The 20813-nt window shown below is 71.3% G+C and carries 14 protein-coding genes; 7 read left to right on the top strand and 7 right to left on the bottom strand.

The window, feature by feature from the left end; all coding sequences use genetic code 11:
- The first annotated feature begins 10 nt into the window (after positions 1-10).
- Positions 11-1765 (top strand): SulP family inorganic anion transporter, encoded by a 1755-nt coding sequence (locus ABT342_RS15720; protein ID WP_351572902.1) that lies wholly within the window; start codon positions 11-13, stop codon positions 1763-1765.
- Here ABT342_RS15720 and ABT342_RS15725 read toward each other — a convergent pair whose 3' ends face one another.
- A complete protein-coding gene (locus ABT342_RS15725) occupies positions 1766-3121 on the bottom strand; it encodes a diacylglycerol/lipid kinase family protein (protein ID WP_351572906.1) in 1356 nt (451 codons plus the stop codon).
- 92 nt (positions 3122-3213) lie between these two features.
- Between ABT342_RS15725 and ABT342_RS15730 the strand changes: the two genes are divergently transcribed.
- Entirely contained in the window at positions 3214-4932 is a 1719-nt protein-coding gene (locus tag ABT342_RS15730; RefSeq protein WP_351572909.1) for an alpha/beta hydrolase, read from the top strand.
- Positions 4933-5019: 87 nt separating this feature from the next.
- Here the strand turns inward: ABT342_RS15730 and katG are convergent, their stop codons facing one another.
- Positions 5020-7245, bottom strand: coding sequence for a catalase/peroxidase HPI (katG, locus tag ABT342_RS15735; RefSeq protein ID WP_351572912.1), 2226 nt, complete (start codon positions 7243-7245; stop codon positions 5020-5022).
- 227 nt (positions 7246-7472) lie between these two features.
- Between katG and ABT342_RS15740 the strand changes: the two genes are divergently transcribed.
- Positions 7473-7889: a Fur family transcriptional regulator gene (locus tag ABT342_RS15740; protein WP_351572915.1), complete on the top strand. Its 417-nt coding sequence runs from the start codon at positions 7473-7475 to the stop codon at positions 7887-7889.
- Positions 7890-7952: 63 nt separating this feature from the next.
- On the opposite strand, the gene ABT342_RS15745 is transcribed toward ABT342_RS15740, so the two are convergent.
- Genes ABT342_RS15745 through ABT342_RS15755 form a run of 3 tightly spaced genes read right to left on the bottom strand, consistent with a single transcriptional unit; the run spans position 7953 to position 11054 of the window.
- Positions 7953-9290: an aldehyde dehydrogenase family protein gene (locus ABT342_RS15745; RefSeq protein ID WP_351573169.1), complete on the bottom strand. Its 1338-nt coding sequence runs from the start codon at positions 9288-9290 to the stop codon at positions 7953-7955.
- Positions 9291-9345: 55 nt separating this feature from the next.
- Positions 9346-10662 (bottom strand): flavin monoamine oxidase family protein, encoded by a 1317-nt coding sequence (locus tag ABT342_RS15750; protein WP_351572918.1) that lies wholly within the window; start codon positions 10660-10662, stop codon positions 9346-9348.
- A gap of 47 nt (positions 10663-10709) precedes the next feature.
- Positions 10710-11054: a TOBE domain-containing protein gene (locus ABT342_RS15755; protein WP_351573172.1), complete on the bottom strand. Its 345-nt coding sequence runs from the start codon at positions 11052-11054 to the stop codon at positions 10710-10712.
- Here ABT342_RS15755 and ABT342_RS15760 point away from each other — a divergent pair.
- From ABT342_RS15760 to ABT342_RS15775, 4 genes are all read left to right on the top strand, one after another.
- Positions 11037-11273 (top strand): TetR family transcriptional regulator C-terminal domain-containing protein, encoded by a 237-nt coding sequence (locus ABT342_RS15760; RefSeq protein WP_351573175.1) that lies wholly within the window; start codon positions 11037-11039, stop codon positions 11271-11273. The genes ABT342_RS15755 and ABT342_RS15760 overlap by 18 nt on opposite strands.
- A 389-nt stretch (positions 11274-11662) precedes the next feature.
- Complete coding sequence (locus ABT342_RS15765) at positions 11663-12742, top strand: hypothetical protein (protein WP_351572921.1); 1080 nt, start codon at positions 11663-11665, stop codon at positions 12740-12742.
- Between the two features lie 36 nt (positions 12743-12778).
- Entirely contained in the window at positions 12779-14569 is a 1791-nt protein-coding gene (locus tag ABT342_RS15770) for an Ig-like domain-containing protein (RefSeq protein ID WP_351572924.1), read from the top strand.
- A 223-nt stretch (positions 14570-14792) separates the two neighbouring features.
- A complete protein-coding gene (locus ABT342_RS15775) occupies positions 14793-16046 on the top strand; it encodes a polysaccharide deacetylase family protein (protein ID WP_351572927.1) in 1254 nt (417 codons plus the stop codon).
- A 101-nt stretch (positions 16047-16147) separates the two neighbouring features.
- Here the strand turns inward: ABT342_RS15775 and ABT342_RS15780 are convergent, their stop codons facing one another.
- Together ABT342_RS15780 and ABT342_RS15785 are read right to left on the bottom strand one after the other, a co-directional pair.
- A complete protein-coding gene (locus tag ABT342_RS15780; RefSeq protein ID WP_502965541.1) occupies positions 16148-18229 on the bottom strand; it encodes a transglycosylase domain-containing protein in 2082 nt (693 codons plus the stop codon).
- 178 nt (positions 18230-18407) lie between these two features.
- Positions 18408-20813 carry a SpoIIE family protein phosphatase gene (locus tag ABT342_RS15785; RefSeq protein WP_351572930.1) on the bottom strand — a complete coding sequence of 802 codons (2406 nt, stop codon included), beginning with the start codon at positions 20811-20813 and terminating at the stop codon, positions 18408-18410.

Raw genomic sequence — 20813 nt, forward strand, 5'->3', positions numbered from 1 at the left:
AGGACGGCCCGTGACCGCCCGGCCCGACAGCCATGAGGTTCTGTCCCGGCTCCGCGCTGTTCCCGGGGTCCGTGCGGCGGCGTCGTACCGGCGCGAGTGGCTGGTCAAGGACCTGGTCGCGGGAGTCGTCCTGACCACACTGCTGGTGCCGCAGGGCATGGCGTACGCCGAGTTGGCGGGCTTGGCGCCCATCACCGGCCTGTACACGACGATTCTCTGCCTGCTCGGATACGCGGTGTGCGGGCCGTCCCGGATCCTGGTGCTCGGCCCCGATTCCTCACTGGGGCCGATGATCGCCGCCACCGTGCTGCCCCTGGTGGCGGCCGGCGGGGATCCCGGCCGGGCCGTCGCGCTGGCGTCGATGCTCGCTCTCATGGTGGCGGTCATCATGATCCTGGCCTCGGTGGCGAAGCTGGGCTTCATCGCCGATCTGATCTCCAAACCGACGATGATCGGCTACATGAACGGCCTGGCCCTGACCATTCTGATCGGTCAGCTGCCCAAGCTGCTCGGCTTCAAGGTCGAGGCGGACGGCCTGATCGGTGAGTTCGTCGGCTTCGTACGGGCGTTGGCCGAGGGGGCGGCGGTACCGGCCGCCGCCGCGGTCGGCGTCGGCGGGATCGTCGTCATCCTGGTGTTGCAGCGGTTCCTGCCGAAGGTTCCCGCGGTGCTCGTGATGGTGGTCCTGGCGATCACCGCCGTCGGGGTCCTCGACCTGGGCGCGCGCGGCGTGAGTCTGGTCGGGGAACTGCCGGAGGGCTTCCCGCCGTTCACGATCCCCGACGTGCGGCTCGGGGACCTCGCGCTGCTGTTGGGCGGTGCGATGGGCATCGCCCTGGTGTCCCTGGCCGACACGATCTCCAACGCCTCGGCCTTCGCGGCCCGCACGGGGCAGGAGGTCCGCGGCAACCAGGAGATGGCGGGGATCGGTGCGGCCAACCTGGCGGCCGGTCTCTTCCAGGGCTTCCCGGTCAGTTCGAGCGGGTCCCGTACGGCGGTGGCGGAGCGCGCGGGGGCCCGCAGCCAGCTCACCGGGGTCGTCGGGGCGGGGCTCATCGTCCTCATGCTCGTGTTCGCTCCGGGGCTGTTCCGCGATCTGCCCCAGCCGGCCCTCGCCGCCGTGGTCATCACCGCGTCGCTGTCCCTGGCCGACCTCCCCGGGGTGGTCCGGCTGTGGCGGCAGAGCCGGTCGGACTTCCTGCTGTGCTGCGCGGCCTTCGTCGGCGTGGCCCTGCTCGGTGTGCTGCCCGGGATCGCCATCGCCGTGGCCCTGTCCGTGCTCGACGTCTTCCGGCGCGCCTGGTGGCCGTACCACACCGTGCTGGGGCGGGTGCCGGGTCTGGAGGGCTACCACGACATCCGCTCCTACCCGCGGGCCGGGCAGCTGCCGGGCCTGGTGATCTACCGGTTCGACGCCCCGCTCTTCTTCGCCAACGCCAGGACCTTCCGCGACGAGATCAGGCGGCTGGCCGGCACGGACCCGCGGCCGAGCTGGATCGTGATCGCGGCGGAGCCCATGACCGACGTGGACACCACCGCCGCCGACGTTCTGGAGGAACTCGACGAGACGCTCAACGCGGAGCACGTACACCTCGTATTCGCCGAGCTCAAGGACCCCGTGCGGCGGAAGATCGAACGGTACGAGCTCACCCGCACCATCGACCCCCGGCACTTCTTCCCCACCGTGGAGGCCGCCGTCGCCGCCTTCCGCCGGCGCACCGGAGCGGAGTGGACGCCCCCCGCGGACGGGAGCACGGGCCGTTGATCAGTCGGCGCCGCGTCCGGCCGCGACCCGCCCCATCGTCAGCGCCAGGCGCCGCACCCGGCGCCAGTCCACGGGCGGCGGGCTGTACGGCACGCCGGGCCGGTGCCGGGGCACGCGCACGCGCAGAGCACCGGGCGCGAGACGGCAGTGCACGGGGGTGGGCAGCATCAAGGCCTCGCCGTCGACACCGACGGGGATGACGGGAGCGTCGGCGTCGACGACGACCTCCCGGGCGGTGACTTCGGTCAGCCCGCGGCCCTGCCCGCCGTACAGCAGGAGCTGCGCCGCTTCGGCGGCGCTGGTGACGTCGACGCTCAGCACGCCCAGCTCGCCGGAGTCCAGTCGCTCCCGGCGCCCCAGTCCCGCCGAGTCGCCTCGCTGATAGGGGTTGTTGCTCACCAGCACGGCCTGGGGACCGTCCACCGTCAGCGGGCCGGCGCTGACGCTCAGCCGCGCGCCGCTGTGGTGGGTCAGCAGATCCGGCAGCATCTCCAGCATGGTGCGGGCCTTGTCGTCGCGGTACGCGGGGCTCTGCACGACCGCCGCGTACACGCCGAACGAGGCGTTGTTGACGAAGACGCGCCCCGCGTTCCGGTCCGCGGGCTCTCCCGTAGGGACGTGGCCCGCGTGGATGTGGCCGATGTCGACGCGCAGTTCGACGCCGTCGGTCAGTGCCTCCAGACACGTGGAGGGGTCCTGCCGGTCCAGCCCCAGATCCATGGCGAAGTGGTTACGGGTGCCGGCGCTGATCACCATGAACGGGATGTCGTGCTCCGCGGCCACCCCGGCGACCAGCGCCTGCGTACCGTCACCCCCCGCGACGCCGAGCAGGTCGGCTCCGTCCCGGACGGCCCGTCGCGCCAGCTCGGCGACATCCTGCCGGTGGGCCGGATCCAGGACGACCACCTCGGCGCCCAGGGCCCTGGCCCGCTCCGCCAGACGGAACTTCCCGACCTTTCCGCCACCCGAGCGCGGATTCATGATCAGGAACGGTCGCCGGGCCCGGCCGACGGGGCGCTCCGGCATGGCCGGTGAGGTGCCGTCGGCGAGCGCGGCCCTGCCCGCGCCGACGGCCAGCAGCCACAGGCCGAGCGACACCAGCACGACCCACAGCAGCCCGGCGGCCGCGTACAGCACCAGCACCGCGACCGGCGCGGCGACCACCAGCAGCAGGGCCAGCGCCCTGATCCAGCCGGTGTGGGTGAGCATCCACCACACGCCTGCCGCCGTGAGCCCCAGTCCGGCCCACCCCACCCCCATGAGCACGAGGCTTCCTAGGCCGCCGAAGACCACCAGCACCAGAAGCGCCGCCAATCCCGCCGCCAGGGCCAGCCGCGCGGTCCAGCGCCTGCTCATGGGTCGACCTCCCGCCGCTCCACCGGCTCCCGGGCAGTGGCTCGGATGGCACTGCCTGTCGGGCCTTGGGACCATTGTCCCGGAGGAAAGCCATGTTGCATGACCCGCCAGTGCCTCCGGCGGACCCGCCGTCCCACGCCGAGCCGTCGCACGCCGAGCCGTCCCCCTCCTCCGGGAAGCGCCGTCGGCTGCTCCCCCGCCTCACGCTGCCCGGCTGCTGGGGCGCGCTCGTCCTCGCGTGCCTGTCCTTCACTCCGTCGCTGCTTCCCCGCGGAGGCGTGCTCCAAGGACTGGTCTGCGGCATCGGCGCGGCCATCGGGTACGGCCTCGGCGTGGTCGCGGCCTACGTGTGGCGCGCTTTCGCCGACCGGGACGCGCGGAGCCCCTCGCGCAGGTCGTGGCTCGTCCTGATCGTCAGCGCGACCGTGCTGTTCGGCCTCTCGTTCGGGCTCGGACAGTACTGGCAGCACGAGATCCGCGAACTCATGGGCGTCACCGACTACGACGTCCTCACCGCCGTCGCCTGCCCGTTCGTCGCAGCTCTCGTCTTCTGGCTCCTGCTGCTGGCCGGGCGGGGTATCCGGGGTGTGTACCGCTGGGCCTCGGGCCTGCTCGGGCGCTGGATCGGCAGGCGGGCGGCTCGGGTGGTCGGCTGGCTGGCGGTGGCGGGTCTGGTGTGGGCCGCGTTCGCCGGGCTGCTGCTGGACGGCTTCGTGAACGCGGCCAACGAGACGTTCTCGCTGCGTGACACGCAGACGCCGGAAGGCGTGCACCAGCCCACGTCCGCCCTGCGCTCGGGCGGGCCCGGTTCTCTCGTGCCGTGGGACTCGCTGGGCAGGGAGGGCCGGGCCTTCACCGGCAGCGGACCGTCGGCCCGCGACATCGGCGCGTTCACGCACCTCGCGGCGCAGGAGCCCATCCGGGCCTACGCCGGGCTGGCGACCTCCGACGACGCGGAGACCCGGGCGACCCGAGCCGTCGCGGACCTCGAACGGGCGGGCGGCTTCGAGCGCGAGAACCTGCTGGTGATGACGACGACGGGGAGCGGCTGGGTCGATCCCGCCGCTGTGGACTCGTTCGAGTACCTCGGCAACGGCGACTCGGCCACCGTGGCGATGCAGTACTCGTACCTGCCGTCGTGGATGTCGTACCTCGTCGACCAGTCCAAGGCGCGCGAGGCCGGCCGCGAACTCTACGACGCGGTCTACGACACCTGGTCCAAGCTGCCCCAGGAGCAGCGTCCGCGGCTGTTCGTGGCGGGTGAGAGCCTGGGGTCGTTCGGCGGCGAGACGGCCTTCAGCGGGGAGTACGACCTGCGCAACCGCACCGCCGGCACGCTGTTCGCCGGCCCGCCCAACTTCAACATCCTGTTCCGCGAGTTCAGCGATCAGCGCGACGCGGGGAGTCCCGAGATCGAGCCCGTCTACAAGGAGGGGCGGACCGTCCGGTTCACCGACGACCCGGCCACCGGGATGGCTCCGGCGGACCGGCCGTGGGACGGGACGAGGGTGCTCTACCTCATGCACCCGTCCGATCCGATCGTCTGGTGGAGTCCCGACCTGGTCCTCTCCGAACCCGACTGGATCGGCGAGGCGCCCGGCGGGGACGTGCTCGAAGCGATGGTCTGGATACCTTTTGTGACCTTCTGGCAGATCACCGCCGACCTGCCGTTCTCCACGGGCGTACCGGACGGCCACGGCCACACGTACAAGGTCGCGTACGTCGACGGCTGGAACGCCGTCATGCGGCCCGCCGGATTCACGGCGCAGGACCTGGACCGGCTGAAGGACATCATCCTGCAGGACGGCTGACGGCCGGCACCATCGTCATGGGGACACCATGAGCGTGCGGTGCGGGCGTCCGGGCCGGCCCGTGAGGGGCCGGCCCGGACGTCGTGATCAGACGAGGTCGAACCGGTCCAGGTCCATGACCTTGGTCCACGCCGCGACGAAGTCCTGGACGAACTTCTCCTTGGCGTCGTCGCTCGCGTAGACCTCCGCCAGGGCCCGGAGTTCGGAGTTGGAGCCGAAGACCAGGTCGGCGCGGGTGCCGGTCCACTTGAGCTCGCCGGTGGCCGCGTCGCGGCCCTCGAACGTGGTCTGGTCCTCCGAGGTGGACTTCCACGTGGTGCCCAGGTCGAGCAGGTTGACGAAGAAGTCGTTCGTCAGCTTGCCGGGCGTGTCCGTGAAGACGCCGAGCGAGGACTGCGCCTGGGTCACGCCCAGGGCGCGCAGACCGCCGACGAGGACGGTCGTCTCCGGGGCGGACAGGGTGAGCAGGTTCGCCTTGTCGATGAGCAGGTACTCGGCCGGCAGGCGGTTGCCCTTGCCCAGGTAGTTGCGGAAGCCGTCCGCGGCCGGCTCCAGCGCGGCGAAGGACTCGACGTCGGTCTGCTCGGCGGAGGCGTCCACACGGCCCGCCGCGAACGGGACCTCGACGTCGAAACCGGCGTCCTTGGCGGCCTGCTCGACGGCCGCGGTGCCCGCGAGCACGACGAGGTCGGCGAGGGAGACCTGCTTGCCGCCGGACCCGGCGGAGTTGAAGGACTCCTGGATGCTCTCCAGGGCGCGCAGGACCTGGGCCAGGTCGTCGGGGTTGTTGACCTCCCAGTTGCGCTGGGGCTCCAGGCGGATGCGGCCGCCGTTGGCGCCGCCGCGCTTGTCGCTGCCGCGGAAGGAGGAGGCGGCGGCCCAGGCGGCGTTGACCAGCTGGGTGACGGTGAGGCCGGTGCCGAGGATCCGCTCCTTGAGGGAGGCGACGTCGGCGGCGTCGAGCACCTCGCCGGTGCGGGCCGGCAGCGGGTCCTGCCAGATGAGCTCCTCCGACGGGACCTCGGAGCCCAGGTAACGGACGAGCGGGCCCATGTCGCGGTGGGTCAGCTTGAACCAGGCGCGGGCGAAGGCGTCGGCGAACTGGTCCGGGTTCTCGTAGAAGCGCCGCGAGATCTGCTCGTAGACCGGGTCGAAGCGGAGCGACAGGTCGGTGGTGAGCATGGTCGGGAGGTGCTTCTTCGACGCGTCGTGGGCGTCGGGGATGATCGCCTCGGCGTTCTTCGCGACCCACTGGTTCGCACCGGCCGGGCTCTGGGTGAGCTCGTACTCGTACTCGAAGAGGTGCTTGAAGAAGTCGTGGCCCCACTGGGCGGGCGTGGTGGTCCAGGTGACCTCCAGGCCGGAGGTGATCGCGTCGGCGCCCTTGCCGGAGCCGTACGTGCTGGCCCAGCCGAGGCCCTGCGCCTCGATCGGGGCGGCCTCGGGGTCGGCGCCGACGTTGTCGGCCGGGCCGGCGCCGTGCGCCTTGCCGAAGGTGTGGCCACCGGCGATCAGCGCGACGGTCTCCTCGTCGTTCATCGCCATGCGGCGGAACGTCTCACGGATGTCGCGGGCCGCGGCGATCGGGTCCGGGTTGCCGTTGGGGCCCTCGGGGTTGACGTAGATGAGGCCCATCTGGACCGCGCCGAGCGGGGACTCCAGCTCGCGGTCGCCGGTGTAGCGCTGGTCGTCGAGCCAGGTGGTCTCGGGACCCCAGTAGACGTCCTCGTCGGCCTCCCAGACGTCAGCGCGGCCACCGGCGAAGCCGAAGGTCTTGAAGCCCATCGTCTCCAGGGCGACGTTGCCGGTGAGGATCATGAGGTCGGCCCAGGAAATGGCCTGGCCGTACTTCTTCTTGACCGGCCACAGCAGACGGCGGGCCTTGTCCAGGTTGCCGTTGTCCGGCCAGCTGTTGAGCGGGGCGAAGCGCTGCTGACCGGCGCCCGCGCCACCGCGGCCGTCGCTGATGCGGTACGTGCCGGCGCTGTGCCAGGCCATGCGGACCATCAGCGGGCCGTAGTGACCGAAGTCGGCCGGCCACCAGTCCTGCGAGGTGGTGAGCACCTCGGCGATGTCCCGCTTCACGGCCGCGAGGTCGAGGTTCTTGAACGCCTCGGCGTAGTCGAACTCCTCACCGAGGGGGTTGGCCACGGCGGGGTTGTTGGCCAGGATCTTCAGGTTGAGGCGCTCGGGCCACCACTGACGGTTGCCGCCACCCTGGGTCGGGTGCGGGGCACGGCCGTGGGCGACCGGGCAGCCGCCTCCGCCCTCCTGCTTCTCGTCGGTGACGATCGCGTCATGGTTCTCAGGCATGTCAATCCTTCCGGATCAGGCGGGATCACTGTGCTCGGGAACTAACCGGTGGCGGAACGGTCAGGGCGCCGGTCCCCGGTGGGGGATCTTCGCCCTGTGGGCTTCCCCGCTGTCGTCCTGTCCCTTGGTTGTCGCCGGAACAGATCCTATGATGGACTAAGTCCAAGTCAATGCGACACCGGAACGGACGGATTCATTCGTCGGAGCACACGGTTAAGGTGGCGGGTATGAGTGATCTGCTGGAACGGCTCCGGGGACGTGGCTGGCGGATGACGGCCCAACGCCGGGTGGTCGCCGAGGTGCTCAGCGGCGAGCATGTCCACCTCACCGCGGACGAGGTGCTCGCACGCGCCACCGCCCGCCTGCCCGAGGTGTCCCGCGCGACGGTCTACAACACCCTCGGCGAGCTGGTCGCGCTCGGCGAGGTGACCGAGGTGTCCAGCGACGGGCGGGCCAAGCGCTACGACCCGAACGCCCACCACCCCCACCACCACCTGATCTGCTCGGGCTGCGGCGCCATCCGCGACGTCCACCCCGTCGGCGATCCGCTGGCCGACCTGCCCGCCGCCGAGCGGTTCGGCTTCGCCGTCTCCGGCGTCGAGGTGACCTACCGGGGCCTGTGCCCCGACTGCGCCCGCTCCTGAGCACGGCGGGCGCGGGTCGGCGCGGCGGCGGGTCGCGAGCAAGAGATCGCGAGGAAGAAGACGTCACAGCATGACGTGCTTGGCCCGGGTGTAGTCGAGAAGACCGCTCAGGGAGAGATCGCTGCCGTAGCCGGAGTGTTTGACTCCACCGTGCGGCATCTCGGAGACGGTGGTGCCGTGGGTGTTCACCCAGACGATCCCGGTGTGGAGGGCCCGCATCGCGCGCATCGCGCGGTCGTGATCGGTGGTCCACACACTGGCGGCGAGGCCGAAGCGGACGCCGTCGGCGAGGTGCAGCGCCTCGGTCTCGTCGGCGAAGGGCTGCACGGTCACGACCGGGCCGAAGATCTCCTCCTGCACGATCTCGTCGTCCTGGCGCACGCCGGTGACGACCGTGGGCTCGTGGAAGAAGCCGGGCCGTGGGATCCGGGTGCCGCCCGTGACGATCTCGGCGTGGTCCGGCAGACGGTCCAGCAGCCCCCGCACCGCGGCGAGCTGGGTCGCGTTGTTGAGCGGGCCGAGGTCCGTGCCGGGGCGTAGTGCGCGGGTCGCCGCGGTGAAGGCCGTGAGGAACGCGTCGTGGACGCGTGCGTGGACCAGGAGCCGGGTGGGGGCGGTGCAGTCCTGGCCGGCGTTGTAGAAGGCGACCGCGGCGAGTGCCGCCGCGGTGGACGCGATGTCGACGTCGTCGTGGACGATGACGGGGGCGTTGCCGCCGAGCTCCAGGTGGACCCGCTTGAGGCCGGCGGCCGCCGCGGCCGCGATCTCCTGGCCCGCCCGGACGCTGCCGGTGACGGCGATCAGGGCGACCGCGCGGTGGGCGGTGAGGGCCCGGCCGGTGTCGCGGTCGCCGCAGACGACGTTGAGGACTCCCGGGGGCAGGTGGGCGGCCGCGATCCGGGCCAGCAGGACGGACGAGGACGGGGTGGTGTCGGCTGGCTTGAGGACGGTGGTGTTGCCGGCGGCGAGGGCGGGGGCGATCTTCCACGCCGCCATCATCAGCGGGTAGTTCCAGGGCGTGATCTGGGCGCAGACGCCGACCGGTTCGCGGCGCAGCAGGGAGGTGCGGCCCTCGGTGTACTCGGCCGCGGCGGCGCCCGGCAGATTCCGGGCTGCTCCGGCGAAGTAGCGGACGGCGTCGACGATCGCGGGCAGTTCCTCGGTCCGGAACTGCTCCGGCGGTTTTCCGGTGTCCGCGCTCTCGGCGGCCGTCAGGGCGTCCGCGTGTGCCTCGATCGCGTCGGCGACGGCGAGCAGGGCGCGCTGCCGGGTGGCGGGGGTCGTCGAGGACCAGTGCGGGTACGCCGCTGCCGCCGCCGCGCAGGCGGCGTCCGTGTCGGCCCGGCCGGAGCGCGGGGCGTGGCGGTGGACCCGGCCGGTGGCGGGGTCGGTGAGCTCCATGGTCGCGCCCGAGGCGGCGGGCCGGTCCACGCCTCCGATGTGGTTCTCCAGAGCGTCAGCCACGGCGCAGCGCCTCCCTCGCCGCGGCCCGTCCGGTGCGGACGGCCCCCTCCATGTAGCCGGCCACCCACTGGTCGGATCCGCAGACGTAGAAGGGCGGTTCGTGGGTGCCGTGGCGGGGACCGACGGCCATGACGTCTCCGGGGGTCCACTGGGTGAGGTACCCCTGGGTCCAGGGGTCGGTGCCCCACAGGCGCAGGTACGTGGCGAGGGGCCGGTGGGCCTCGTCGCCGTAGAGGCGGGCGATGGCGGCGAGGAGTTCGGGGGTGCGCAGCGGGGCGGGTGTGCCCAGCAGGACGCCGTACCGCTCGGGCGGGACGAGGGCGGAGAGGATCCCGTCGCTCTGCGGCCAGGTGCTGCCGAGGACCCCTTCGCATTCGGAGAGGCCGCTGCGCCCTCGGTCGCGCCAGAAGGGCCGGTCGTAGGCGGCGGTGAACTTGGCGGCGAGGGCGTGGCGTTGGCGGTGCAGTGAGGCGAGGCGCTCGTCACTGACGCCGGTGACGGCGACCGAGCGGAGCGGGCCGACGGGGAGGGCGCTGACGACGGCGCCGGCGGTGAGGGTCTCGCCGCCCGCGAGGCGTACGGCGCAGCCGCCGGGCCGGCGGACCGTGACCGCCTCGACCGGCCTGCCCGTGCGGACCCGGTCGCCGAGTTCCGCGGCCATGCGCAGGGCGACGGTCGCCGAGCCCTCGGCCACCCGCAGTCCCTCCCAGGCCTCGTACTCGTAGTGTCCGAGGCCGGGGACGGCCGCGTGTTTGCGCAGCGCGGCGAGCAGGGAGGTGCGTTCGTACGAGCCGTCAGCGAGGGCGAGTTGGCCGATCTCCCAGAGGCGTACGACGGCGGGGGTGGCGCCTTCGGCCCGCAGCCAGTCGCCGACGGAGAGCCGGTCGAGGGCGGCGGCGTCGGGGTGGGCCCACGGGTCGTCCGGGTCGACGGTGTGGGCCAGGGCGGAGAAGGCGGCGGTGACCTTCGTGTGGGAGGCGTCGTCGCCGGGGCCGAACCAGTGGGGCGGGTCTCCGGCGGAGATCCCTTCGGGGGTGTCGCGGGTCAGGGCGCCGGGCTCGGCGACGTAGCTGGGGACGAGGCGGAGGCCCAGCTCGGCGGCGAGGGCGGTGTAGGCGGTGTGCGCGCGGCCGACCACTTCGCCGCCGAGCTGGACGAGGCGGCCGTCGGGCAGTGCGGTCTGTTCGACGCGTCCGCCGACCCGGTCGCGGGCCTCGACGACGAGGACGTCGGCTCCGCCCGCGGCGAGGTCGCGTGCGGCGGCGAGGCCGGCGAGACCGGCGCCGAGCACGATGACGTCGTGGTTCATGGGGGGTGTTCCTCCGGTGGGTACGGGACGGCGGCGGGGTCGCGGGATCAGCCGAGGACCAGGCAGTGTTCGGGTTTCCAGCCGATCTCGACCTGCTCGCCGCCGCTCCAGCGGTCCTCCATGCGGGAACGGACGGTGTTCTGCTCCAGTACGTGCACGGTGACGCCGGGGCCGAGTTCGATGAGGTAGGTGGTGGTCGGGCCGGAGTAGACGGTCTCCCGGACGATTCCGGTCACCTGGGCCATGCCCGGTTCGAAGTCGGAGAGCCAGATCTTCTCGGGGCGGATCGAGAGGCTGACCCTGCTGCCCTCGGGGACGTCGGACCGGGGGCCCACGGGCAGGGCGACGAGGCGGCCCGGCACCTCGCCGTCGACCTGTACGACCAGCTCCACGCGTGGGTCGGCGGAGCCGTGGAACGGGGCATCGCGTCGGGCGAGTTCACCGACTGCGACGTCGCCGCGCTCAGCACCCTGGTCCTGGCCCTGTGCGACGGCCTCGGCATCCGCCTGATGCTGGACGACCCCCGCGTCGACCTCGCCACGGCCCAGGCCACGATCTGGCGGGCCATCGCCCCCATGCTCGGGATCGCCCCATCCGTCCCGCAGCTCTGACCGCACGTCGAGCGCGACACCCGGGGCTACTGATGGGTATCGCATTTGCTAGGCGAAGCTACTGAATCAGCCATACTTGCCAGACGATCTGACTGATAAAGTCCGCAGGCGCAACCACAGCCCCCGGTTGCGCCTCATGGCGTTCCACGACCTGGATCCGCCTCGCTGCCGGTTTTCCGCATCGCCGTTCCCCGCTCCGGCTCCGGCTGCGGCTCCGGCTCCGGCTCCGGCTCCGGCTGCGGCAGCCGGCCAACGCCCCTGACACCGTGCGCGCACCTCCCTGTGCCGGGAGACCGAAGACCCTCCCGGCACGGCGTCGCCATGCCGTCCTCACTGCCCCCACCGTCCCCGCCGTCCCCGCCGGGATGGACCTCCGAAAGGAACACCCGATGAGAAGAACGCTCCTGCGACGCCCCGTCGCGGGTAAGGCGCTGGTCGCGAGCGCCCTGCTGGCCATGCTGGTACCGGGAATCGCGTACGCCGACACGGTCGGCGTGACGGTGAAGACGCCCGGCGCCACCGCCGGGCCCGTCTCCGCCTTCTCCGAGATATCCACCAACGCCGCGTGCAGCAGCGGTCTGATCTCCGGCGGCGGCATCACCCAGGCCATCGGCACCGGTACGTCGTCGAACGGCAACAAGGTGAACGGCACCTCACCGAGCCCCGACGGCAGCACGGAGTACACCGGCTCCACCGGCGTCGTCGGCACCGATGTGACGTACTGGCTCGGCATCGGCGGCAGCGGCGGCGCGGTGAACGGCTCCTTCTCCAGCACTCCTTACGCAATGTGCTTCAGCAGCAGCCTGATCGACCACACCCAGGTGGTCATGAACAAGATCGCCGGACCCACCACCAGCGGGACGGTGGGCCTCGTCGTGGCGACCTGCCCGGCCAATACGCGCCTGCTCGGCGGAGGCGCCCGCATCACCCCGGCCAGCGTCGGCAGCCTCAAGCCGATCGCCGGCTTCCCCACCTTCAACGACGCCGCGCACAGCTACGGCCAGAAGGCCGCGGCCGACGGCGAGACCAACCCCGACTCCTGGACCGCGGTCGGCTGGAACGGTGGCGGCGGCAACAGCAACAACACGACGTACGCCTACGCGATCTGCAGCGGCGACGACATCGACGTCAGCGGCACCAGCGTGAAGGTGCGCTTCACCGAGGTGAGCGGCCCGACCGCGGCCACCTCCGGCCAGACCGCGACGGTCGGCTGCGGCGAGAGCGACGGAACGCTCGTCAGCGGCGGCGCCGCCATCAGCGGTGGCGGCGTGACGACCACCGACTTCACCGGCCCGGGGTCGGTCGGCGACCACCTCAACGGGACCTTCCCCAGCGACTCCGGCGGCACCCCGGTCAACGACGGGGCCACCACGGCCGCGTACTGGACGGCCTTCACCCACACCGGCGGAGGAAGCTCGCCCAACACCTACACCGACGCCTGGGCGCTCTGCGCCGACGACGGCATCTGATCCCTGCCCCCTGTACCCCCGTTGGGATTTTTGTTGATGATGTTCAGATCCAGAACTGTGGTGGTGGCCGGCGTCGCCGGCCTCCTGGCAGCCACCATGACGGCTCTTCCCGTGTCCGCCGACCAGGCGAACACGCAGACAGCGCCGTGCGGCACCGGCGGTGTCTTCACCAGCTCGCCTCCCACCTGCACGTACACCACGGTGGGAACGGACACGTTCACGGTCCCCGAAGGGGTGGGTGCGGTCACCGTCGCCCTGTTCGGCGGCGAGGGCGGCAGCGCGGCCGGCTTCGTCACCCCCAATCCCCCGAACGCGGGCGCTGACGGCGGACTCGGCGGCGAGACCCGGGCCTCACTCGCTGTCAGCGCCGGGCAGAATCTCCAGATCACCGTCGGAGGCGCCGGCGTCCCCGGCTCGTCCCGGCGCGGCGAGTACGCCCGGCCCGGCGGCTTCGGCCACGGGTCCGGAGGCGGCGGTGCGCATGGCGGAGGCGGTTCCGGGGGCGGCGCCACCGACGTACGGACCGGCGCCTTCGGCCCGGCCGACCGGGTCCTGGTCGCGGGCGGCGGAGGCGGCGCGGGCAACGGCGGGCCCCTGCTGGGCGGTGGCGACGGCGGCGGCCTCGCGGGCGAGGCCGGCGGCCAGGGAGGCGGCCCCGAGGGGTCCGGTGTGGCCGGCGGCGGCGCGTCCCAGACCGCGCACGGCACCGGCAGCCCCAACTCACGCCTGGGCGGCCCCGGAACAGCCGGGAGCGACATCGACCCCAACACCGGCCTGCCCAACCCGGGCAGCGGAGGCGCCGGGGGCAACGGTGCCCGCGGAGGAAACGGCGGCGGGGGCGGAGGCGGCGGCTACTTCGGCGGTGGCGGCGGCTCCGGTGGCGGAAATCCCGACAATCTGTTCGGGGCCGGAGGCGGAGGCGGAAGCAGCTTCGCGGCGCCGACGGCCACCGACGTGTCCCTCGTCCAGGGCGTCAACCGCGGCAATGGCAAGGCGATCGTCTCCTTCCGGTACGGAACGTCGGTCACCGTGGCCCCGGACACGGCGGCGCCGCTGTTCGGGCACCCCGTCACCTTCACCGCCACGGTCGCCTCGGCGAACCCCGCGCCGGGCACCCCGAGCGGCACGGTCACCTTCTTCGACGGGACGACCCGGCTGGCGACGGCGCCGCTCGACGCCGGCCGGGCCCAGTTCCGTACGAGCGGGCTCCGGCCGGGTTCCCACGCGATCACCGCGACGTACAGCGGAGCCCCGAGTCACACGCCGAGCGGGGCGGCAGCGCCCGCCGATGTCACCGTCGGATTCAGCGCACCGTGCATCACCACAGCGCACCACGAACCCCTCACCGTCACCGCGGGACAGGCGATCTGCATCGGCGCCGGCGGCAGCCAGAGCGGGCCGGTCACGGTGCGCCCCGGCGGATCCCTGGCCGTGTCGGAGGCCGACATCTCCGGCCCCCTGTCCGCCGACGGCGCACTCGCCCTCACCGTCTGCGGGTCGGAGTTCACCGGGCCTCTCACCGTGAAGAAGAGCACCGGCTACGTGCGCATCGGATCGGATCACGAGGCGACGGCCTGCGCCGGCAACACCATCACCGGTCCCCTGACCGTCCAGGACAACACCGGCGGCCTCCAGGCGTCCGCCAACACCGTCGCCGGACCGGTGAGGATCACCGACAACAGCGGCAGCGGCCTGCTGCCCGAGGATCTCGTCCCCGCGTTCCAGGCCAACCGGGTCACCGGATCCCTGCACTGTGACGGCAACACACCGGCACTGCACCAGACAGGCACCGTCGTACAGGGTCCCCGATTCGGACAGTGCCGCTAGGTCGTGTCTTTAAAGTTCCTGACGCGATGGACGGGCCCGTCTGGACGGGCCCGTCCCCCGCAGAGGCCGGGCGCCCATCAACGGACCATACGCCCGTTCTAATATGCGTTTCGTCATGTCGTACGAAAGTACGCCTTCCCTCGTTCCGAGAGACGCCACGCCGATGACCCGAAGCGCCCGCAGCCGTGCCCGGAAGAACGCACGCAAACGCACGCGCCCCCGCATGGCCATAATCACTGTCTCCGTCGTGGTGCTCGCGTTCATCGCGCTCGCCCTCGGGTATCTCGTGCCGGGCGAAGACCCTCCGGCGGGGGGCACCGGCAGCACCTCCGACGGCGCCCGGGCGGTCGACGACCAGAAGCACGGGCGTCAGCCGAACGACGGGCGGAGGACGGAAGAGCCGTGGGACGGCAAGGTGAAGGTGCTGGGCGACGGCTCCACGTCCTACACCGGACCGCAGGCGGGCCAGCTCAAGGCGGAGCGGCTCAAACCCGGCGAGAAGCCACCGCAGTTCGTGGTGTTCTCCTGGGACGGCGCCCTGGAGGGCGACGACCGGCTCTTCTCGCACTTCCGGCAGGTCGCGAAGGAGAGCGACGCCCATATGACGTTCTTCCTGACCGGCATCTACCTGTTGCCGTCCGCGAAGAAGGGCGTGTACGACCCTCCGCAGCACGACAGCGGGTCAGCGGCCATCTCGTACCCGACGGACCACCACATCAGAACCACGCTCGAGCAGCTCCGGGGGGCGTGGAAGGACGGCAACGAGATCGGTTCCCACTTCAACGGCCACTTCTGCGGCGAGAAGGGGGGCAACGACTGGAGTGCCGAGGAGTGGAAGAGCGAGATCCAGCAGACGTACGACATGGTCAAGAAGTGGAAGACCAACACCGGTTTCACGGATCTTCCGCCGCTGCCCTTCGACCCGGACCGTGAGTTCGTCGGCGGCCGCGCTCCGTGCCTGGAGGGCCAGGAGACGCTTCTTCCGGCCATCAAGCAATTCGGGTGGCGCTACGACGCCAGCTCGCCCGGGGATTTCCAGATATGGCCGCGCAAGAAGAACGGCATCTGGGACTTCCCGCTGCAGATGCTGCCGTATCCCGAGAAGGAGATCCAGGTGCTCTCCATGGACTTCAACTTCCTCTACAACCAGTCCAAGGGCGAGACCGAGGGAAATCCCGCACAGTACCCCGCGTGGGAGAAGACCACCCGCAACGCGTACATGAACGGCTTCAACAGGGTCTACAACGGCAGCCGGGCTCCGCTCTTCATCGGAAACCACTTCGAGCAGTGGAACGGCGGCATCTACATGAAGGCCGTGGAGGATGTCATACGGGAGATCTGCCCGCGCGAGGACGTGAAGTGCGTGTCGTTCAAGGAACTGGCCGACTGGATGGACGCGCAGGACCCGAAGGTGCTGGAGCAGCTCCGCTCGCTCGACCCGGGGCAGGCCCCGAACTGGAAGGCCGTCGTCAAGTGACGGCGTGAACAAGCTCTCGGCGTGAACCACATGCCGGTGCGAACCGGACGCCGGCGTGGACCACACGCCGGCGTGACGGCCGCGGTGGCGGCACGCTCCCCTCAGGGGCGTGCCGCCACCGTCTTCGTGTAGTCGCGCCAGATGTCGACCGGCATCGCGTGGCCGGGCGCCTTGCTCGTGGAACCGGCGACACCGTCGAGGGACAGCAGCTCCAGCTTCCGCAGATCCATCCGGTAGAGCACGACCGCCGTGGCTTCCTTCGCGGTGTAGCCGACGAACCAGGCCGCCTTGTTGTCCTCCGTCGTCCCGGTCTTTCCGGCCGCCTGCACCCCGGACACCTGCGCCGCCCGGCCGGTTCCTTCGGCGACGACCCCCCTGAGCGCGTCGGTCACGTTGTCGGAGACAGTCGGGGAGAAGGCTCGCCCGGTCCGGCGTTCGGGCAGGTCGATCGTCGAGCCGTTGCGGGTCAGGCGGAGCACCGAGTACGGCTCGGAGCGGATGCCGTGCGCGGCGAACGTGCCGTACGCCGTGGCCATCCGGATGGCGCTCGGTGTCGAGTTGCCGAGCGCGAAGCCGGGCACCTGCCGGCCGAGGCTGGACGGGAGCAGACCGGCGTTCTGCGCGTGCTTGCTCACCCGGTCCAGTCCGACGTCCATGCCGAGCTGGAGGAACGTGGAGTTCACGGAGTTGACCATGGCGTTGCGCAGTGTGATGTGGGAGCCCCAGTTCTTCCCGCCGTCGTTCTTGCCCTTCACCACCTTGCCGTTGCGGTCCCAGTAGGGGCCCTCAGGGGTCATCAGGGAAGCGTTGTGCTGACCGTTGTAGACGGTGGACGGTGTGACGGGCCGGCGCGGGGCGTCGCGTTGCGCGACGACGCCGTCGGTGAGGGCGGCGGCGTAGACGAACGGGCTGAAGGCGGACCCGGCGGGGACGGTGACCGCGTTGGATTCGTTGAATCCCTGCTCGAGAGCCCCTGGTCCGCCGTAGATGGCGAGTATCCGGCCGTCCGTCGCGACCGTCGCCGCGCCGGTCCTCACATACTGGTCGGATGTGCGCTTCTTCGGGTCGAGCTTCTTGCGGGACTCGAGCACCGACTTCTCCAGAGCCGCCGTCCTCGTCTTGTCGAAGGTGGTGTAGATCTGGTATCCGCCGAGGTCGAAGTCCTTTTCCGAGATCTTCCCGGTGCGTGTGACGGATGCCTTGGCCAGGTCCACGAGATAGCCTTGCTGGCCACTCACCTTGGTGCGTCCACCGGTCTTCTCGGTGGGCTCGGGAAAGGTGGTGTACGTGGCCCTCTCGGCCGGTGAGAGCTTTCCGATCTCCACCATGCGGTCGAGCGTCCACCGCCAGCGTTCGACCGCGCGCTCGCGGTTCTCGGGGCCGAGCGTCGGGTCGTACAGCCCGGCGCCCTTCAGGAGGGAGGCGAGGAATGCTCCCTCACTCGCGTTGAGCTGCGAGACCTCCTTGCCGTAGTACGCCTGGGAGGCCCGCTGAATTCCGTATGTCCCGCGGCCGAACCAGCTGGTGTTGAGATACGCCTCAAGGATCTCGTCCTTGCTGTAGGCGTTCTCCATCTTGACGGCGAGCAGCATCTCCGTGAACTTGCGGGACATCGTCTGCTCCTGACTCAGGTACACATTCTTGACGTACTGCTGAGTGATCGTGGAGCCGCCCTGGGTCTCCCCTCCGCCGACCATGCGCGACAGTGCGCGCAGCATGCCGGTCGGAGAAACACCGGGGTCGGAGTAGAAGCCCGCGTTCTCGGCGGCGAGAACGGCCCAGCGGACGTCCTCGGGTACCTTCTCCAACGGCATTTCCTGGCGGCTGACCCAGCCCGTCCTGGACATCTCGGTGCCGTCGGCCCAGTAATAGATGTTGTTCTGCTGGGTGGCGAACGAATTCGGATTCTCGGGGATTTCCGTCTGCCAGTACGCGATCGCCACCACGGACGTGAGCAGCCCGGTGCCGATCAGGAACGCACCCACGATCTGGCGCCACGAGGGTATCCAGCGCCGGTAGCCGTCCCGGCCCGGCCGCGGATACCGGGGCCGCATGCGCCGCATCAGCGGCAGCGCGCGCTGGAGCGGCGGCCAGGTCAGCGGGCTGCGGCGCGGGGCACGGCGCGCCCCGGCGACCCGGGTCGCCCGCCCGGCGCGCTCGGCCGGCTTGCCCCGCCTACCCACGAGCCGTCACCGCGATCCTCGCAGCGCACCCGAAAGCTGTCTTCGACATGGATGAATCCCCCCGCACACACAAAATCTTTGAGACATCGCCCCACAACGTCTCGATGGCCGAAACTCTACGCAGAGCCCCTCGGGGCCTCTTCCACCACCCCCGGCCTCGGAACGCGTCCTCGTACGGTCAGCCCGTGGGCAGTGCCTGTTCCGTCCAGATGGCCTTGCCCCAGTGGCTGTAGCGCGTCCCCCACCGCAGGACGAGCTGGGCGACGATGAACAGTCCGCGCCCGCCTTCGTCGTCGTCGCCGCTGTGGCGCAGGTGAGGGGCGGTGTGGCCCGCGTCCGCGACTTCGCACAGGAGTGTGCGGTCGTAGATGAGCCGCACATGCAGTGGGCCCTCGGCATACCTGACCGCGTTCGTGACCAGCTCGCTGACGATCAGCTCGGTGGGGAACACGAGCTCGTCCAGCCCCCAGTCGGTCAGCCGGCCGGCGACCAGCTCGCGCGCCCGGCCGGCGGCGACCGGTTCCGCCGGAAGCTCCCAGGCGGCGACCCTGTGGCTGTCGAGCTCGCGGGTGCGTACCAGCAGGAGGGCCGTGTCATCGGTGGTCGTGCCGCCCGGAAGCAGTTCGGAGATGACACGATCGCAGAGATCCTCCAGGGAGCCCGACCCCTCGCTGAGGACCCTCCCCAGGATCTCCAGCCCCTTGTCGATGTCCCGGTCGCGTGCCTCGACCAGACCGTCCGTGAAGAGGGCCACCAGACTGCCCACGGGCAGTTCGAGCTCGAGGGACTCGAAGGGCAGCCCGCCCAGCCCCAGGGGCGGGCCGGCCGGCAGATCCGGGAAGCTGACACGCCCGTCGGGCTCCACGACGGCGGGCGGCAGGTGGCCCGCCCGGGCCATGGTGCAGTGTCGCGACACGGGGTCGTACACCGCGAAGAGGCAGGTGGCCCCGGCCGCGACGTCCTCCTCGGCGGCGAGTGCGCCCAGAGCGTCCGCGCTGTCCTCCGCCGACTGCCCCACAAGGTCGTCGAGCCGCTTGAGGAGTTCGTCGGGGGGCATGTCCATGGGGGCGAGCGCCCGTACGGTGGTACGCAGTCGGCCCATGGTGGCCGCCGCGTGGAGCCCGTGGCCCACCACGTCCCCGACCACGAGTCCGACGCGTGTTCCGGAGAGCGGGATGACGTCGAACCAGTCCCCGCCGACGCCGCTCATGTCGTCCGTGGGCAGATAGCGATAGGCCAGATCGACGGCGGAGTTCGACGGCAGATGCTGTGGCAGGAGCTGTCGCTGGAGTGCCAGGGCCGCGGCGCGCTCGCGGGTGTAGCGGCGGGCGTTGTCGATGGACATCGCGGCCCGGGTGACCAGCTCGTCGGCCACCGCGACCGCGCCGCTGTCGAAGACGGCCGGACCGCTCTCGCGTACGAAGGTGACGAGGCCCAGGGCGACGCCCCCGGCGCGCAGCGGCACGACGAGGGTGTTGTCATCGAGCACCAGCCCGCCCGAGGCGAGGCTGCGGTACTGGGGCGAGCCGTCCGGGTACGTCATCGGACGCGGTTGGCGGTTCCACGGTCCCGCGGGGTCCGCCCTGCCGCCGAATGCCGCCGAGCGGAAGGAGGTGCGGACCAGTTCGATACCCGACGGTCCCACCCCGCCCGGCACCTCGCCGGCGAGCACCGCCGGAGCGAGGTCGACCTCGACGAAGTCGGCGAACCCCGGCACCGCCACCTCGGCCAGCTCGTCGGTCGTGATGAACACCTCCAGCGTGGTCCCGACCCGACGGCCCGCCTCGACCAGCAGATTCAGCTGCCGCTGCGCCTCGTAGCGGTCGGAGATGTCGAACGCGTCCTCGCACAGGCCGAGTACTCGGCCGTCCGTGTCCTGCAGCCGGTAGTACGAACAGGACCACAGGTGGTCCTGCCCGGGGTTGCTGGGCTGCTGCCCGCGGAAGTGCAGATCGAGGATCGGCTCTCCGGTCTCCAGCACCTGGCGCATGACCCCGTCGAGCGTCTCCGGATAGCCCGGTGTCACGAATCGGCCCATGGGGTACAGCTCGTCGGCCAGCCCGCCGCGGAGTTCCGCGAGCGGCCGCCCGAGCTCCTGCTCGGAGGCGGCGTTGCACCACACGAGGCGGAGATCCGTGTCGTAGATGGCGAGTCCCAGGGGTGACTGGGTGGCCAGACCGTGCAGCATGGCCAGCCGGGATTCCCATTCCCTGAGCCGCTCGCGGTCGGCCGCCACGAAGACCCGCTCCGCCGGGCCGGTTCCGGAGAGGCGACAGACCTCGGTGACGAGGTGCAGTTGGTGGCCGTCCCGGTGGACGGCGACATGGACGTCGCGCTCCGGGAGGGGCAGGACCGGCGGCTCCCCCGCGGTCTGTCCGGCCGCTGTGCGTGCGTCCGTGGCCACCAGGAACGTGCCGACGGGCCGACCGATGATCTCGGCCGGCGGGTAGCCGAGAAGTTCCTGCGCCGCGGGACTCCAGCCGATGACGACGTCCTGGCCGTCGAGGACGAATGTGGCGGCCTTCGCGATGTCCAGCGGGCCACGGAAGTCGGCGTCCCCGGTCGCCTTTCTTGCGTAGCTCAT

The organism is Streptomyces sp. NPDC000410, assembly GCF_040300305.1.
In the GTDB taxonomy this organism is placed as follows: Bacteria; Actinomycetota; Actinomycetes; order Streptomycetales; family Streptomycetaceae; genus Streptomyces.

Excerpts from the sequence above, each read along its gene's own strand:
- ABT342_RS15725 (WP_351572906.1), bottom strand. The coding sequence starts at position 3,121 with ATGAGCAGGCGCTGGACCGCGCGGCTGGCCCTGGCGGCGGGATTGGCG.
- ABT342_RS15730 (WP_351572909.1), top strand. The coding sequence starts at position 3,214 with ATGTTGCATGACCCGCCAGTGCCTCCGGCGGACCCGCCGTCCCACGCC.
- katG (WP_351572912.1), bottom strand. The coding sequence starts at position 7,245 with ATGCCTGAGAACCATGACGCGATCGTCACCGACGAGAAGCAGGAGGGC.
- ABT342_RS15740 (WP_351572915.1), top strand. The coding sequence starts at position 7,473 with ATGAGTGATCTGCTGGAACGGCTCCGGGGACGTGGCTGGCGGATGACG.
- ABT342_RS15745 (WP_351573169.1), bottom strand. The coding sequence starts at position 9,290 with ATGGAGCTCACCGACCCCGCCACCGGCCGGGTCCACCGCCACGCCCCG.
- ABT342_RS15750 (WP_351572918.1), bottom strand. The coding sequence starts at position 10,662 with ATGAACCACGACGTCATCGTGCTCGGCGCCGGTCTCGCCGGCCTCGCC.
- ABT342_RS15765 (WP_351572921.1), top strand. The coding sequence starts at position 11,663 with ATGAGAAGAACGCTCCTGCGACGCCCCGTCGCGGGTAAGGCGCTGGTC.
- ABT342_RS15770 (WP_351572924.1), top strand. The coding sequence starts at position 12,779 with ATGATGTTCAGATCCAGAACTGTGGTGGTGGCCGGCGTCGCCGGCCTC.
- ABT342_RS15775 (WP_351572927.1), top strand. The coding sequence starts at position 14,793 with ATGGCCATAATCACTGTCTCCGTCGTGGTGCTCGCGTTCATCGCGCTC.
- ABT342_RS15785 (WP_351572930.1), bottom strand. The coding sequence starts at position 20,813 with ATGAGCTACGCAAGAAAGGCGACCGGGGACGCCGACTTCCGTGGCCCG.